This window comes from Moritella sp. Urea-trap-13 (assembly GCF_002836355.1).
In the GTDB taxonomy this organism is placed as follows: domain Bacteria; phylum Pseudomonadota; class Gammaproteobacteria; order Enterobacterales; family Moritellaceae; genus Moritella.
Genome location: NZ_PJCA01000001.1, coordinates 154505 through 171100, shown reverse-complemented (window position 1 = coordinate 171100; position 16596 = coordinate 154505). Strand labels below are relative to the sequence as shown.

Here is a 16596-nt window from a genome sequence, read left to right as displayed (position 1 = left end):
TTTTGTAAAGCGTAATACTGTTCTTTAGTGTGTTAAATAGGTTGTGGTGACTGTTTTAATGACAGTTCGCATTGCTGCTTATTCGTTACGCAGTGAAAACAAATACGTCGCGCAGACCGGTTTCATCTTGTAGACCAGGTAGTGTTTCAGTCACGTAGTGATAATAGCGACGGTCATTAAAAATGATGAATTGGTTCTCTTCTAGCGTGGTGCTCATGTGTGGATGTTGATCCACAGGCGATGAAAAAATTTGCGTAAATGCGCCAGCGATGTTGTCTCTCTTCACACAAAAAATACCGACAAAATCAAAACCGTCTTGATGAATACCTTCTGGTGCTGGAGAGCCTGATTTATCTTGTGAACAAACTACGCGGATCTGATGTACGCCAATTGGCTGCTTAGTGGTATCAACGTTAGTACGTTCAAGAAATGAATTCAGTAGATTCTGAAAATCAGGGTGTTGATCAAGCGTTGGCGAAATGTCTTCAAATTTACGCTGCACGTTACCAATCAAACGGTTTACATCAGATGACTGCATAAACGTGCTTGAGCCTAATTTTTCAAACTGTGTGTCAGTCTTTTGATATTGAGAAAATGCACGGAATCGACAGTTACTTTCAAGGTAAGGATCTGCACCTAAATCATTAAAGAAATTACCTAAGTTTTGCGCGCAAGTTGCGGGTGCCTGAAATGCTTCAATAAGAAATGAACCGTTCATGGTGTAAATCCTTGGTTAACTAGATGTAAATGTAATGCTGATTATCCGTGTAAACGGAATAGTTACAAGGTGGGGGGCTAACTTCAAAAGTATGTTTTACAAAAGGCTGATTTTGTATTTCGAGTTGAAACTATAGTGTTGTTTTGGTGTTTCGTTTTGAATTTATATTTTACGTTTTAGGGTTTTTACGATATTCAGTTTATTGATATCAAAAAGTGGAATGATAACTAGCGCACAAAAAAGCCCAAGCAATTTGTTACTATTTCTAGTTAACGTGTTACTTGGGCTGTTTTAATTATCTACTGCGTGCTTGACTGTCTATAGCATTATTAGCTATCCACAGCTTAAATTATAGCTCGTTAACGAACTCAACAGCACGACCGATGTAGTTAGCTGGCGTCATTAATTTTAATTCCGCTTTAACTGCATCAGTTAGTTCTAGTGTATCGATGAATTCTTGCATAGCAGGACCATCAACACGGCGCCCACGTGTAAGCTCTTTTAGCTTTTCGTATGGTTTTTCGATGCCGTAGCGACGCATAACTGTTTGGATTGGCTCAGCCAGAACTTCCCAGTTACGATCAAGGTCAGCAAGTAATGCAGCTTCGTTAAGCTCTAATTTACTGATGCCTTTTAACGTTGACTCGTAGGCAATAACAGAATAACCGATAGCAACACCTAGGTTACGTAATACAGTTGAATCTGTTAAATCACGCTGCCAGCGAGAAACCGGTAATTTTGCCGAAAGGTGATTGAATAGTGCGTTAGCAATACCAATGTTGCCTTCTGAGTTTTCAAAATCAATCGGGTTAACTTTATGCGGCATTGTTGAAGAGCCAATTTCACCAGCAATCGTTTTTTGTTTGAAGTGACCTAGGCAAATATAACCCCAAATGTCACGGTCAAAATCAAGAATGATGGTGTTGAAACGTGCTATTGCGTCATAAAGTTCAGCAATGTAATCATGTGGTTCGATTTGCGTTGTGTACGGGTTCCATACAACACCAAGGCTAGATACGAACTCTTCAGCGAACTCGTTCCAATCAACATCAGGGTAAGCTGAGATGTGTGCGTTGTAGTTACCTACAGCACCGTTGATTTTACCTAAGATTTCAACATTAGCGATTTGTAGCATTTGACGGCGTAAACGTACAACAACGTTAGCAAATTCTTTACCCATAGTACTTGGCGACGCAGGCTGGCCGTGAGTACGTGATAATAATGGTACAGCAGCATATTCTTTTGCTAATACTGTTAGGCTATCGATCAGCTTTTCACAGTAAGGTAAAAGAATTGTTTCACGAGCTTCAGTTAACATTAACGCGTGAGACAAGTTGTTGATATCTTCTGAAGTACAAGCGAAGTGGATAAACTCAGAAACTGCATTCAATTCTGCGTTATCAGCTACTTTCTCTTTTAAGAAGTATTCAACTGCTTTTACATCGTGGTTTGTTGTGCTTTCAATTGCTTTAATACGCGCAGCGTCAGCTTCAGAGAAGTTGTCTGTAATGCTGTTTAATGCAGCGTTTGCATCAGCACTTAGTGCTGGTACTTCTGCAATCGCGTCACATTCAGCTAGTTTTTGTAACCAACGAACTTCTACTTGTACACGGTATTTGATTAGACCAAATTCACTAAAAATTGAACGCAGGGCTACTGTTTTACTACCGTAGCGACCATCGACCGGGGAAACAGCTGTTAACGCTGATAATTCCATTACATACTCCTGGGTGTGTTTAGGTTAAATTCGAGCTAATTGTTGCTTTGCTTGCTCTACCATGTGTTTACGATTGAAAACTACTTGGCGACGTTGACCGCCTGTTTGTCGCCACAACACTGCTGAGCGAATACCGGCAAATAGTAATGCACGGATCTTATCTCTCACCAATGTTTGTTGTAGGAAACTTGCTGTTCCTGCAATTTGGATCTTGGTGCCAAGTGGGCTGATTAAGTCCACATAGATTGACGCCATATTACTTAGAATTTGCGCTTCCGTTAACTCGTAATGATGAGTTTGACGTTTAACTTGTGAGATGCGCTCACCTAACATACCAAGAATATCATTGCGTTTAGCCAGTTTACGCTCTAGGGCAACTAAGCCGATCATGTAGCGTGTTAAGGCGCTATCAGGACCTTTAGAGGTATTGCTTAACTGAGCAATCAGGGTTTTGTAGCCTAATTCTAGGTTTGCGTAATCGCCATACACCTCAATCGTTTGACTCGGGTCTGTCACAATCACACAACGTAAGGTATTACTTAATTGTGTTTCATCACAATTGCCAGTTGTTGCAAGCTGGTGCACGAGTGCAGCAGCCTGACAAACGCCAGCAAAGGCTATATTTGATTCTTGGAAGTTAGTTGACACTGTTAGCCCCTAATTTGAACATCGATGATTGCGCCACCTAGGCATACGTCATCAAGGTAAAATACCGCTGATTGACCTGGTGTAACGGCAAGTTCGGGTTTATCAAAAGTTACTTCAATTTGGTCTTCGCCGATTGGTGTTACCAAACAAGGCACATCAGTCTGGCGGTAACGTGTTTTTACAGTACAACGTAATGGCTGTGTTAATGGTTCGCGGCTAACCCAATGGAGCTGCGAGGCCAGTAAACCTTCTGAGAATAAACGTGGGTGGTTGTGACCTTGTGCCACAAGCAATACGTTACGCTCCATATCTTTATCAACCACATACCAAGGTTCTTGGCTGTTGTTGTTTTTCATGCCGCCGATATGTAGGCCTTTACGTTGACCGAGTGTGTGGTACATCAGACCTTGGTGTTCACCAATTTCTTCGCCATCAACACTTTCAATTTTACCCGGTTGTGCAGGTAAGTATTTGCTTAAGAACTCAGTGAATTTACGTTCACCAATAAAGCAGATACCAGTACTGTCTTTTTTGTTTGCTGTGATCAAGTCTTGTTCTTCAGCAATACGACGTACTTCCGGCTTTTCTAATTCACCCACAGGGAACAATGAGCGTGACACTTGCACATTATCTAACGTGTAGAGGAAATAGCTCTGGTCTTTATTGCTGTCTAAGCCACGTAGCATTTCAAATGTGCCATCGGCTTTTTGACGACGACTCACGTAATGACCCATAGCAATATAGTCAGCAGAAAGTACTTCTGATGCAAACTGTAGGAATGCTTTAAATTTGATTTCTTTGTTACAAAGAATATCTGGATTTGGAGTACGACCGGCTTTGTATTCCGCTAAGAAGTATTCAAATACGTTGTCCCAGTATTCAGCCGAGAAATTAATCGCGTGTAACTCGATACCTAATTTATCACATACTGATTGTGCGTCTGCTAGGTCCTCAGCAGCGGCACAATATTCATCATTATCGTCATCTTCCCAGTTCTTCATGAACAGGCCTTCTACTTGATAACCTTGCTGTTGTAGCAGGTAAGCAGAAACAGATGAGTCAACACCGCCGGACATGCCAACGATTACTTTTTTAGTACTGTTTAACGCTTTAGTACTTGCGTCGATTGTAGTATTTGTCATAGGACCTTTTAATTACTCTTATAGTAATGCAAATAAAGTTAAAGGCTTTTTTGCTAATGTGTTAAAAATATTGTGAAATAAGCGTTCTTAGTGGCGTTAATTACGGTTCACTGAAACACAAATTTCAATGGCGCGAATTTTACCATGAAGACCAACTCAAAAACAGGCTTTGGTCTTAATTCATCATGTTAATACTGCTTTCAACTAGCTCACCTGGTTGGATGTTATCCAGTGTCCAAGGGCCAATGCTGTAGCGGATTAAACGTAAGGTCGGATGGCCGATATGTGCAGTCATACGACGCACTTGACGATTACGCCCTTCAACGATGGTTATTGCTAACCAGGTTGTGGGAATACTTTGACGTTCACGGATTGGTGGTACACGTGGCCACACCGCTGGTTCAGTCATTATTTCAACTTTAGCGGGCAGTGTCGGGCCGTCTTTTAAGACGATACCGTAGCGTAAATCACTGAGTTTTTCAGGGCTAGGTTCACCTTCAACTTGTACCCAATAGGTTTTTTCTGTTTTCTCACCAGGTTGCGTTAATTTTGCTTGTAAGCGACCGTTGTTAGTGAGCAGTAATAAACCTTCACTGTCACGATCTAAGCGACCAGCGGCATAAATATCCGGTACCTTGATATAGTCTTTTAAGGTTTCGCGATTATCAGCATCGGTAAACTGCGTTAATACCATGTAAGGTTTGTTGAATACATAAACTTGAGTCGGGCCGGCTTCTTTAGGCTTAGCATGCTGTGGGCGATTACTCTTGCCGTGTGCTTGTACCGTATTGGTATAGCTGATCTGGCTCTTTTTACCCTGTTCAGATGGGCTTTTCTTTCTACCTAGGGTTAATTTAGGTTTTGTTGGTGATGGTAGTGGTGCTGGTTTTGACATGCTATCGCTAATAATTAAGATTTCTATATAGCAATTGTAGCAAATTTTGACGGTCTATTTATAGGGGAATCTATAGAGTCATCTATAGGGGCTATTTATAAGGAGATGTAGATGGTCGCTAAAGACGTGCTGATATTAGCGACCCTTACTAAAAATTAATAAAGTTGTGCGGGTAATAACGGCCTTAATCTATCCGAGAGATACATGGCACCTTGCTTGGTGGTGTGAACTTCATCATAGAAGAATGGCAGACCGTTTTTATCAACAACATTACATTTTTTTACTGGGCAAAAAGCATAAGTCATATTAATAAATTGATAGTCTGCGTTTTGATGCTCACGGAAAAATGTATTATTTTTAATGTTCACTGCAGGCAGTGATTCAAATACCAGCTCGCTCACTTCTTGTTGATTATCAAAGGCGTTAAGCATCATGATCGGCAATGCGCGTGCCATACCTTTGTTACCAATAATATATATTTTAGCCTTGGGATTTTTCTGTTTTATCGCTTTAACGGCCTGAATGTTATAATTTAAAGACCAGTTTCGCCAATTCATGGCAATGAAAATAAAGTCAGCATTCAGTAAGCGAGTATCAGCGGTTATTTTTCTGATCCTGGCTGCGCATTTAAGCAATCTTTTCTCACCGATATTCTTAGAGAGATTGATCCTGTCGTAGAGGGCATTTAATGGTTCAGGCAGGTGGTAAAAAACCCCACATTTGGCTGATATTTTTTGCGCCATAAAATTAATGCGGTCATTATCAATGACACTCACTTTCTCGTTGATGACATTAACAAAGTCAGCAGATTGAGAGTCACCGATAAACATCACGTTTAACTTAGTATTATCGAACTTATGTTTCTTAAGTTGGTCCATCATTTGCCAAGTAAAAAGCTCACCTTTATCGGATTGATTTAAATTGGCTTCAATAATGTATTTTGGCATCCCAGATACGTGATTCAGCATAAACGGGATTGATTTATAAAAACCAACAAATACCAACACGCTCATTAGGGTGAAGATTAGGGTGTTTTTTCTTTGCTTAAACTGATTACTTTCAATTAGATAAAAACTCATTGCACCAAACACAACCGACAATACTAAACCAATTGGGATCCAGTTATCTAAGTTAAAGTAGGTACCGTACACCGCAATCGGCCAGTGCCATAGGTAGATTGAATATGACCATTTTCCCAGTGTTTGAAATATCCTATTGTTGGTGAGAAGACTTGTTTCTCGGTTACTCAGCAGGATGAGGTAGGTACCAAACACGGGTACGCAAGCTATGTAACCAGGCCACGGTGTCACTTTAGACGTTAAGGTAAATGATAATAACATTAACGTTATACCGATAACTTCGAGTACTCTTTTTTGGTTTTCGTTTAACTTCAATGGGTAGAAATAAGCGACGCCGCCTAATAGCATTTCCCACGCTCGTGTTGGCAGGGAGAAATAAGCAAATGTCGGCCACATATCTGTGGCAATAATGCAGAATATAAAGCCTAAAACAGTGCTGACAATTAATAGACGCTTTAACGTTTCAAGTGAAAAAGAGCGTTTTAAAAACAATAGTATAATCGGATAGATAATATAAAACTGCCATTCAACCGACAACGACCAAGTATGTAACAGCCATTTCTCATAAGCCCCTGCATCAAAATAGCCCGATTCATAAAAATAGGTAATATTAGATAGAAAGGTGATACTACTCGCTGCATGCTTGCCTAAATTTACATAGTCCATCGGTGGCAATAAAAACCAACCAAATAGTAGTAAGGTGAAGCACAGCAGGGCAAGCGGGGGGATAATTCGGTTGGCCCGACACAAATAAAATTCAACTAAATTTAACGAGTCGGTGTTTAAGCCTTTAAAAATAATGCCGGTCATTAAAAATCCGGAAATGACAAAGAAAATATCGACACCAGCAAAGCCTCCGGGCGCAATGCTCGGATTAAAATGGAACAATACCACAGCAATAAGTGCGATTGCTCTTAAGCCATTTAAGTCAGTTCTAAACTTCACCTTGGGTACCTTTATTAACCTTGAAAATTATTTACTTTGAGAGCTGTCGTGATAACGACCTTATTCTAAAGTGTATCGCAATATTTTAGTTTACGTTATTGTCAGCTGGCTTTTGTAAGTGTAAATCACGATTATTAAAAATAAAGCGCAGGTGTTCACTGACATTAAGAGAATTCTGTAGAAATGTAAATGAAATACTCGTCAGATTGTAACTGAATATGAAGGATTTTATGGTGGCATAGGTTTATAATTTGCGAATAGGCATAAAAAACCGCAACAGACAGATCCATTGCGGCTTTGGTATTAAATCAATGGTTTATTGATTTATTTATTTTAACTAAGCGCAACATTTAATAATGCATTGAATGTTGTACTTGGGCGCATGATTGCTTCTATCTTCGCAGGGTCTGCGTTGAAGTAACCACCAATATCCACCGCTTTGCCTTGAGCTGAGTTTAGCTCTTCAACAATTTGCAGTTCATTGGCAGCAAGGCTTGCTGCAAGTGGTGCAAATTGCGCTGCTAGCTCAGCATCTTCTGTTTGTTCTGAGATGCATTTAGCCCAGTACAGAGATAGATAGAAATGACTACCACGGTTATCTAGCTCACCTGTACGGCGTGATGGTGATTTACCGTTATCAAGTAGCATTTCAGTTGCTTTATCCAGTGTTGTTGCTAGTACTTTAGCTTTAATGCTGCCTGATTTCTTGGCAACCGATTCTAAAGAAACCGTTATCGCGAGGAATTCACCGAGTGAGTCCCAACGTAAATGGTTTTCTTCAACAAGTTGTTGCACGTGTTTCGGTGCTGAACCACCGGCACCGGTTTCAAACAAACCACCGCCTGCCATTAATGGCACGATAGATAACATTTTAGCACTTGTGCCTAATTCCATAATTGGGAATAGGTCAGTCAGGTAATCACGTAGAATGTTACCCGTTGCTGAAATGGTATCGAGGCCACGTACAACACGTTCTAGTGTGTAACGCATCGCACGTACTTGTGACATGATCTGAATGTCTAGACCTTCAGTATTATGATCTTTAAGGTATTCGTTCACCTTAGTAATCAGTTCATTTTCATGCGGACGGTAACGATCAAGCCAGAATACAACCGGAGTATCTGAATCTCTTGCGCGCTCTACAGATAATTTAACCCAGTCGCGGATTGGTGCATCTTTAACTTGGCACATGCGCCAGATATCGTCTTTCTCAACGTTCTGAATCATGAGTACTTCACCCGTATCGATATCTACGATACGTGCTTCACCGGTTGCTGGTGCTTCGAATGTTTTATCGTGTGAACCGTATTCTTCAGCTTTCTGTGCCATTAGGCCAACGTTTGGCACGCTACCCATAGTCACAGGATCAAATGCGCCGTTGGTTTTACAGAATGCTATTATTTCTTGGTAAATACGGGCAAACGTTGATTCTGGGATCACCGCTTTAGTGTCTTTTGGACGACCATCTGCGCCCCACATTTTACCACCACTACGGATCATCGCAGGCATAGATGCATCTACGATCACATCGTTTGGCGCGTGTAGATTCGAAATACCTTTATCTGAATCAACCATCGCTAGTTCTGGGCGATTAGCGTGACATGCGTGTAAATCACGACGAATTTCTTCACGTTGTGAACTTGGTAAATCAGCGATTTTTTCGTAAAGGTTGGATAAACCGTTATTTACATTTACGCCAAGTTTTTTGAATAGTTCATCATGTTTTGCAAACGCATCTTTGTAGAAAATTCTAACCGCGTGACCAAATACAATCGGATGAGATACTTTCATCATGGTCGCTTTTACGTGTAGCGAAAACATCATGCCGGTTTCGTAAGCATCTTGCATTTCTTGTTCGTAAAAATCACAAAGCGCGGTTTTACTCATGTACATGCTATCGATAATTTCGCCATCGAGCAGTGCAATTTTTTCTTTAAGTACGATAGTTTCACCAGTTTCTGTAAGCAGTTCCATTCTTACATTACGTGCGCGGTCTAGCGTGATAGATTTTTCGCCGTGGTAGAAGTCACCTTCACGCATATGTGCAACGTGAGTTTGTGATGCTTGGCTCCATTTACCCATTGAGTGCGGGTGTTTACGGGCGAAATTTTTAACTGCTTTTGGTGCACGACGATCTGAATTGCCTTCACGAAGTACTGGGTTTACCGCACTACCTAGGGCTTTAGAATAGCGTTGTAAAAGCGCTTTTCCTTCATCAGTCTGTGGGTTTTCTGGCAGGTTTGGAATGTTGAAACCTTGAGATTGCAATTCACTAATCGCTGCTTGTAGCTGTGGTACTGATGCACTGATGTTAGGCAGTTTAATAATGTTAGTGTTTGAATCTTGTGTCAGACGACCAAGTTCGCTGAGGTTATCAGGTAACTGTTGTTCTTCGCTCAAATACTCTGGAAATTCGGCTATAATTCGAGCTGCAACCGAAATATCACTTTTTACAACATCAATGCCTGCTGCTGAAGTGAATTTTTCCACGATTGGTAGCAGTGAGTAAGTCGCCAATAACGGTGCTTCGTCCGTTAATGTATAAATAATCTTTGAATTTTCTTCAGACATGTTATTCCCTGGATTACTAGCATATGGTCCCCCTGCTAAATATTCGGAACATCTGATCTAGTGTCTTAAAATAAGCGTAGATCCTAGGGGGATTGATAAATGTTATAGCTAGGTTGCAGAAATCGCAACAGCTGTTATCCTAGCAGATGTTCCGTATCTACTATCCCTATAGTATCATAAAAATCCTATCGTCAATCTTGTTTTACGTCAAAACACTTGAAATCATACCACTTTGTCACGATTTGTGAGGCTGTACTTTGTCTCTATTTCGCTATTTTAAAATGCTTTCTGTAACTATTTCAGTGGTTTCTAGTAACTAATTGTTAACTGGTAGGCTACACATTCAGTGGCTTGCGTTAATTTGTAAATTAAGGCAAAAACTTATCGCCATGTTTATCTTCCGCACGCATTAACTTTCTTTAACCTTTCTTAACCTTTCTTAATGGTAGGTATCTGTATTTAATTTGTATTATGGATATCTGTTAATTGATCATTTAGTACACCGATCATTTATTAGTTAGCGTTGTTGGTGTGAAATGATTTTAATGAGATACAAGGATGTCTCAATGATATTGAGAATCGTTTTTAGATATGAAATGTTGTAATAATTCACGAATAGTTAGAGTAAATAGAACGTGGTTCCAGAAGATTTTTTATAGTGGTACTTACAGGTGTGTTGGATGTGGTAATTCAATAAAAATAAGACATAAAAAGTCACATATATAACGCTGTATTGAAGTTACCTTAGCATGGGCTAGAAAATATTAGGTTAATTTTATATTTTGTTCCATTGCTGATCTATGTGTATGCTTGGTAGGCTTTTTATTCCCATTTAACCTTGTTTATCTTTATTTTATATTGCTATGAGCTCTTAATGTAGAGTAATTGTTCAATTTGTGTGACAATTCTCATATTGGCATGAGCTGATATTAATTTCATCATTAGTATTTTTAGATTTTTTTGGGAATTGCAGTTATAGGGGTTTTATATGAGCTTTTTAGGATAGTGTTAGAATTTAGACTGACATATAAATCTGTAATACTGAACGTATTCAATACACCTTACAGATTAAATATTACGGAACAAAGTGGTGATAACGCAAGCTTAATAGAATGCAGTCTTACCGCTATAGAAGGTGAGCTTTTTTTTCTTTTATTAAAAGAGAGACAGGCGACGAGAGAAAGGTGCGAATCCGTTTTATGGAAGGGGCGTATTATTTCAGATTCTTCACGTAGTTTGACCCAAGTCGTATCTACGTTAAGAAAAAAACTTCGCCTATTTGGTATCGATAATTTAATCTTTACTCAACCTCGTTTAGGATATGTACTCACTAAAGAATGCAAGATTATAGATTTAACTAAGCCATTAAATATTGATGACAAAACACAAGTAAAAATTAATGTTAACCAAGTAGATGAAGCTAAAAGTGAAGCAATAAAATCAAAATTTATTAACAAACAGAATTCAAATCTTTTTTTTATTAAGATCACCAAATGTGTGGCTAAATATAGCATTGTTAACCCTAGATTACTAATCTCGTTGTGTGTTTTTATTATCTCATTTGTGATTACTGCTTTTATCGTTTTCCATTCGTATGATCATATGCATACGAATATATCCACTCGCATTAAGTCTATATATCATGATGAAAATAATATGTTGGAGAAATCAAATGAATTTACAATTGAAGATAGTATGATGGGATTTGATAATAATAGAATGTTTTTATGGGATAAGACTGCTGATGGTTGGACTGGAATTATAACGACTCGAATTCAATGTGACAGAAATGATGAACGTGAAGCTTAATATAAAAGTAAGGTATAAACAGGAAGCTATATTATACTTATTTTCTTTATTAAGTATTGGATACTCTGCATTTTTACTTTCAACTTGGTATTCTTATTATAAATTAGAACTTGGTAATTATTCGACAATTCAAGTAAATGTAGATTCTACTTTTAATAGCAAAATAGTTATGAATATTACGCCAGAAATATTATCTATAAAATATAATATTTCAATCAATGGTTGTGATAAATTAAAAATGAAAATGAACTATAAATATTCACAAGATTTTTTATCCAAAAATATAATGATTTATGACGGCAGTTTGCTAATGGATTCATATAATGAAAGATGTAGGCTGATTTCTATGTATTCTATAGGACGTGATTTAGGATATGGGAATGAAATGATAATAGATCTAGTCAATAATAATCGTGGTAGTTTATGCTTTAGAAATAAAAAAATAGGTCTTTATTGTTTTAAAAATAATTCAGGAAGAGAGTTTGTGTCATGAACTTAGCACGACATGATATAGTCTATAAAATGTTTTTTTTATTGTTATTAATACTCTTAGCACCGGTTGCTAAAAGTATGAAATTAAACCGTTGGCAGTTTGGGGAAGGAGAACCAACCATTGCTTGGGGTCCTACCATTGAAATAGATAATGCTATGTTTAATATTAATAAAACGTCGATTATCACTCCTTATCTCAGGATTTTTGATAATAATGTTGAACCGGGTTTATTTATTAAAGGCGGGATTTATCAGTACTATTGTGAGAGAGAATTACAGACTAAAAATTACTCTGATGTATATTTAATACAAAATAGTAATGTAAAGTTTGCAATAAAATGCATTATAGGTAAACGATTACTGATTTATCCTCGTTCAACTTCAGGTGCTAAGTATTTCATTCGTATGATGCAACTTAATCAGAATGTCGATATCCACCATTATTGGAGTGATACTCAGTGGAAAATATCATCTTTGGGTTTTGATGGCATATTCAGGACGATGACTGCGTGGAATATGATGCTAGAAGAATCGCTTTGAATCGCTTGCGACAGTTTCAAATAAAAAAAAGCCCTGATCATTAAGATATCAAACTTCATTTATATGTGTAATGCTCTGATTAATCTGCGATGAGAGCCACATCTGTCATCATGGCTAATAATTCTAAATACACTTTTCTTGCACCGCAGTCTAAGACCTCAGATTCAACGCTTAATATCTTAAACTACAATAATGACACTATCGCATCGTTATGTTTGCTCGCAGTTTATAATTACTTGCAATTGACTGGCAGGCTACACATCTATTCGTTTACAGCCTTGAGTTACTTCACTATAAAACGCAATTACGGTACAGTTAAACATGCCTATGAATGATTGAGTCCTCAGATGAATATTAGTTATGAACAGATAAGAGCCTTCGTCAGCGTTGCAGAATTGGGCTCTTTTAGCGCAGCGGCAAGACAGTTAAATAGACATCGAACTACTTTAGGTCAGGTGATTAATAACCTTGAGATAGAAACAAATTTGGTATTGTTTGACCGTACAGGCAAGTTTCCAGTCCTCACCGATGCAGGAACCTCCTTGTATACTCATGCTAAAAATTTGGCTGAATATACCCAGTCTTTTGAGCATATTTGTCAGAGTATGGAATTGGGAATAGAAACGGATATTACCATTTACCACAGTGATTTAGTGCCGATGCAGTTAATCGCAGATGTCATGATGGCATTAAGAGTAGAGTTTAAAGACGTCAATGTGCATTGGTTACATCGGAATAATCAGGAAGTGAAACAAGCGTTAGGGACTGGAGAGGCAGACTTAGGCGTTGTCTTTATTCATGATACTAAATCCATTTCAGCTCATGAGTATGTTTATTTAGCCAGCATGCCATTTTGTTTATGTGCGGCATCTAACTCCGCGCTGTTTGAAAACAAAAAAATCACCATCAATGAACTTAAAAAGTATCGCCAGTTAATGTTGGAAGATTATTTTAGTGCAGGCATAGATAAAATGGTCACTGTTTCTAATCATGTGCAACGAATTGAAAATATGAGTGTGTTTCTTACTCTATTAGCTTCGGGAGAGGGTTGGGCTTTAGTTCCTAAGCATGCTGTAAGTGAATTACTGGCAGATAAAAAATTGACTGAATTTCATGTCAAAGAAGTGAATACGACAGTGCGTTTCCCACTTGCTATTTGGACTACACACCAATCTAAGCAAGGGCCTGTACGTGGCCGAATTATGGCGTTACTCGCGCAGTTATCGCAAAAGTACAGTATTTGATGTGAGGGTTTAATCCATCAAATGTGATTTAAACTGCTCTGAATTTTCTTGTATTCTGTAACTTCATTTACTGGATGCAGGAAATACCATGAAAAAGAATGCTATCAAAATTTCCCTATTTGCCGCGTTAACCTCTGCAAGTATTGCTCAAGCTTGTACCTCTATTGCTTGGAATACTGAACAAGGTGTTTTTACCTCGCGGACTAACGATTGGGTAGAATCAACTAATCCCATATTAGGTAATATTAACAAAGGCAGCGTACGTTCTCTGCAAGGTGCTGGTCATGGTAATGAGTACCGCGTTAAGTATGATATTGTTGCTGTTTTAGCTTATGGTGAACTGGTGCATGACGGGGTAAATAGCGAAGGTTTACAAATGAACGCGCTGTATTATACACCAATGACACTACAGGATAAGAGTAGTGATGATGCCATATCGCAATTTACCGTCGGTGAATATTTGCTGGCTAATTATGCTTCTGTTGAGCAAGCCGTTAATGCATTACCCCAGCTTAAAATACAAAAGCTAAAACTGGCGGGTATGCCAATGGATATTAAATTGCATTGGTCGATTACCGATAAATCAGGCGATCGGGCAGTGATCGAGTTGGATGACTCGGGCTTGAAAATTTATCGTGGTGAATCTGCGATGGTAATGACCAATGATCCGTCGTTACAAACCCATATCGATAGTCGTGAAAAATATCAGCCGTCATGGACAAATGCTGACCGCAATACTAATTTTGGTTCGAAAGGTAATGCCAGTGCTGAAAGTCGTTTTATTCACGCCAGTTATTATAAAAGTAAACTAACTGAACCGACTAGCATACAGAATGGCTTGATGAAAATTGCCAGTGTGCCATTTAGGGTACCAACCGATGCGCCTTATAAAGACTTTGGCAACGGCATGTCTGGTTATGCTACTGAGTGGACGTTATCACAAAGTTTAGAAACCGGTGACAGTGTCATGGAATATAATTTTGGTGAGAACTGGAATACGATTAAATTTAATGTATATGAATTAATGGGTAAAGATTTTAGACAGCCATTGACGGTGAATGCGATTGCACCATTAATATAGTCTACTGAGTCAATCGCTATAAACATTAATATTCTTCAATTTCGTGGGGATTCGTTAGTATTAGGTCTATATATTATTGATGGCATGCTTATTTTTCGGTGTTGTCTATAGTCATGAGTCTAATTCATTCTTCACTTAAATATAGGGCATATTATGTTCAAGACGCTTTTACTCGCCAGCTGTATAGCAATATCCGCTAATGTAATAGCAGCTGAAAAGCCCAATATTATCTATCTATTGGTTGATAACTGGGGCGCTGGAGATCTCAGTATTCAAGGTAGTACGATCCAGACACCTAATATCGATGACTTTGCCAATCAAGGTCTTCGACTCACTAATTTTAACGTACAGAATCAATGTACTCCGACGCGTTCGGCTTTGCATACAGGTCGTCTGCCTATCCGTACCGGTAATCAAAAAGTACCTGCCCCAGGAGAACCAGATGGTCTCGCTAATTGGGAGTATACCCTACCAGAGTTGTTGTCGGATGCTGGCTACCATACAACGCTTTTTGGTAAATGGCATGTAGGCGCAAATATTAAAAAACTACCAAATTATCAAGGGTATGATTATTTTTGGGGGACTCAAGAAGGTACTAATGCAGCGAGCTATACGACCACGCCTCAATGGGATCCTGCTGTTGCTTCAACGCCTTATATCTATGAAGGTTATAAAGGTAAAGATGCAAAAAAAGTGAAAACATTTGATATCCCAGCTAAAACAACATTGGATCGTGAAATAACTGAACGCGCGATTGCCAATATTAAAAAACAAGCAAAATCAGGTAAACCTTTCTTTAGTTATGTTGGATTTACACATTTTCATCCGCCTTTTACTGTGCACCCCGATTTTACTAATGCATCAAAAGCAGGCATTTATGCTGACACTCAACTGGAAGTAGATCACAACATTGGTTTAGTATTAAACGCGATTGAAGAGGCAGGCATTGCTGATAATACGCTGGTTATTTTAAGTGGTGATAATGGTGCAGGTAATTTCCCACAAGGCAGTCTTGCTGTAGGAGAGGATGGCGGTGGTGGTTCAAATGGCCCATGGCGTGGCGGTTTAAGCACTGCCTATGAAGGTGGTTTACGGACTCCGGCGATGATCCGCTACCCGAATAAAATTAAAGCTGGTCGAGTATCGGATGAGATCGTCGGTGATATCGATATGTACACCACCATTGCGAGTTTTGCTGGGGCAAATAATTTAGTACCTAAAGATCGTCCTATTGATGGTGTTGACCAAAAAGATTTCTTTCTCGGTAAGCAAGCTAAATCAAATCGAGACCACTTTATTGTTTTTGTTGGTGATGAATTATTTGCAGTGAAGTGGAAAAATATTAAAGCGCACTTTATGGCGACTGAATCGACACATTCAGTTGTTGCCACAAAATTTACCTTCCCACAAATTTACGATATTAAAAATGACCCGAAGGAAGCTTATGAACTCTGGGGTAATAAAGGGTATGCTCATGCGTGGGTAATGGAACCAATCATGAAGCGTATTGTGGATTTAAAAACCAGCATGAAAGAATACCGAAATATTCAGCCGGGTGAAGAATTCAAAGGTTACGAATAATACTAACTCGGTTACCAAAAATAATCAGGGGAGTTTGCTCCCCTTTTACATTTCATATTGGATTATTGGATGAAAATATTACAAATAATTGCATTATTTGCTATTTCATTATTTGTGAATGCCAAGGTGCAAGA

Annotated in this window: 13 protein-coding genes; 6 read left to right on the top strand and 7 right to left on the bottom strand. The window is 38.7% G+C overall.

Going from position 1 to position 16596, the window contains the following annotated elements:
• Positions 1-85: 85 nt before the first annotated feature.
• The 7 genes from CXF93_RS00690 to CXF93_RS00660 all read right to left on the bottom strand — a co-directional run bounded on the left by CXF93_RS00690 (position 86) and on the right by CXF93_RS00660 (position 9715).
• On the bottom strand, positions 86-718 hold the full coding sequence (locus tag CXF93_RS00690; RefSeq protein ID WP_101060399.1) for a 2OG-Fe dioxygenase family protein: 633 nt from the start codon (positions 716-718) through the stop codon (positions 86-88).
• Positions 719-1067: 349 nt separating this feature from the next.
• The gene (purB, locus tag CXF93_RS00685; RefSeq protein WP_017220918.1) at positions 1068-2435 is read right to left on the bottom strand and encodes an adenylosuccinate lyase; all 1368 of its coding nucleotides are present in this window, start codon (positions 2433-2435) and stop codon (positions 1068-1070) included.
• A 24-nt stretch (positions 2436-2459) separates the two neighbouring features.
• Positions 2460-3083, bottom strand: a complete 624-nt coding sequence (gene hflD / locus CXF93_RS00680) for a high frequency lysogenization protein HflD (RefSeq protein ID WP_017220917.1) — start codon at positions 3081-3083, stop codon at positions 2460-2462.
• 2 nt (positions 3084-3085) lie between these two features.
• Positions 3086-4225, bottom strand: coding sequence for a tRNA 2-thiouridine(34) synthase MnmA (gene mnmA, locus CXF93_RS00675; RefSeq protein ID WP_101060398.1), 1140 nt, complete (start codon positions 4223-4225; stop codon positions 3086-3088).
• Positions 4226-4400: 175 nt separating this feature from the next.
• A complete protein-coding gene (locus tag CXF93_RS00670) occupies positions 4401-5120 on the bottom strand; it encodes a pseudouridine synthase (RefSeq protein WP_101060396.1) in 720 nt (239 codons plus the stop codon).
• 155 nt (positions 5121-5275) lie between these two features.
• Positions 5276-7144, bottom strand: coding sequence for an acyltransferase family protein (locus tag CXF93_RS00665; protein ID WP_101060393.1), 1869 nt, complete (start codon positions 7142-7144; stop codon positions 5276-5278).
• Positions 7145-7477: 333 nt separating this feature from the next.
• Positions 7478-9715: an NADP-dependent isocitrate dehydrogenase gene (locus tag CXF93_RS00660; RefSeq protein WP_101060391.1), complete on the bottom strand. Its 2238-nt coding sequence runs from the start codon at positions 9713-9715 to the stop codon at positions 7478-7480.
• 960 nt (positions 9716-10675) lie between these two features.
• On the opposite strand from CXF93_RS00660, the gene CXF93_RS00655 reads away from it, so the two are divergent.
• The 6 genes from CXF93_RS00655 (at position 10676) to CXF93_RS00630 (ending at position 16462) form a co-directional block, all read left to right on the top strand.
• A complete protein-coding gene (locus tag CXF93_RS00655) occupies positions 10676-11524 on the top strand; it encodes a transcriptional regulator (RefSeq protein ID WP_157824406.1) in 849 nt (282 codons plus the stop codon).
• Complete coding sequence (locus tag CXF93_RS00650) at positions 11505-12017, top strand: hypothetical protein (protein WP_157824405.1); 513 nt, start codon at positions 11505-11507, stop codon at positions 12015-12017. The genes CXF93_RS00655 and CXF93_RS00650 overlap by 20 nt, the downstream gene beginning before the upstream one ends.
• Positions 12014-12556 carry a hypothetical protein gene (locus tag CXF93_RS00645; protein WP_101060385.1) on the top strand — a complete coding sequence of 181 codons (543 nt, stop codon included), beginning with the start codon at positions 12014-12016 and terminating at the stop codon, positions 12554-12556. Before CXF93_RS00650 ends, CXF93_RS00645 begins: the two co-directional genes overlap by 4 nt.
• Positions 12557-12903: 347 nt before the next feature.
• Positions 12904-13800 carry a LysR family transcriptional regulator gene (locus CXF93_RS00640; protein WP_101060383.1) on the top strand — a complete coding sequence of 299 codons (897 nt, stop codon included), beginning with the start codon at positions 12904-12906 and terminating at the stop codon, positions 13798-13800.
• An 88-nt stretch (positions 13801-13888) separates the two neighbouring features.
• Positions 13889-14881 (top strand): linear amide C-N hydrolase, encoded by a 993-nt coding sequence (locus CXF93_RS00635; protein WP_101060381.1) that lies wholly within the window; start codon positions 13889-13891, stop codon positions 14879-14881.
• Between the two features lie 153 nt (positions 14882-15034).
• Entirely contained in the window at positions 15035-16462 is a 1428-nt protein-coding gene (locus CXF93_RS00630) for a sulfatase-like hydrolase/transferase (protein ID WP_101060379.1), read from the top strand.
• The last annotated feature ends 134 nt before the right edge of the window (positions 16463-16596 follow it).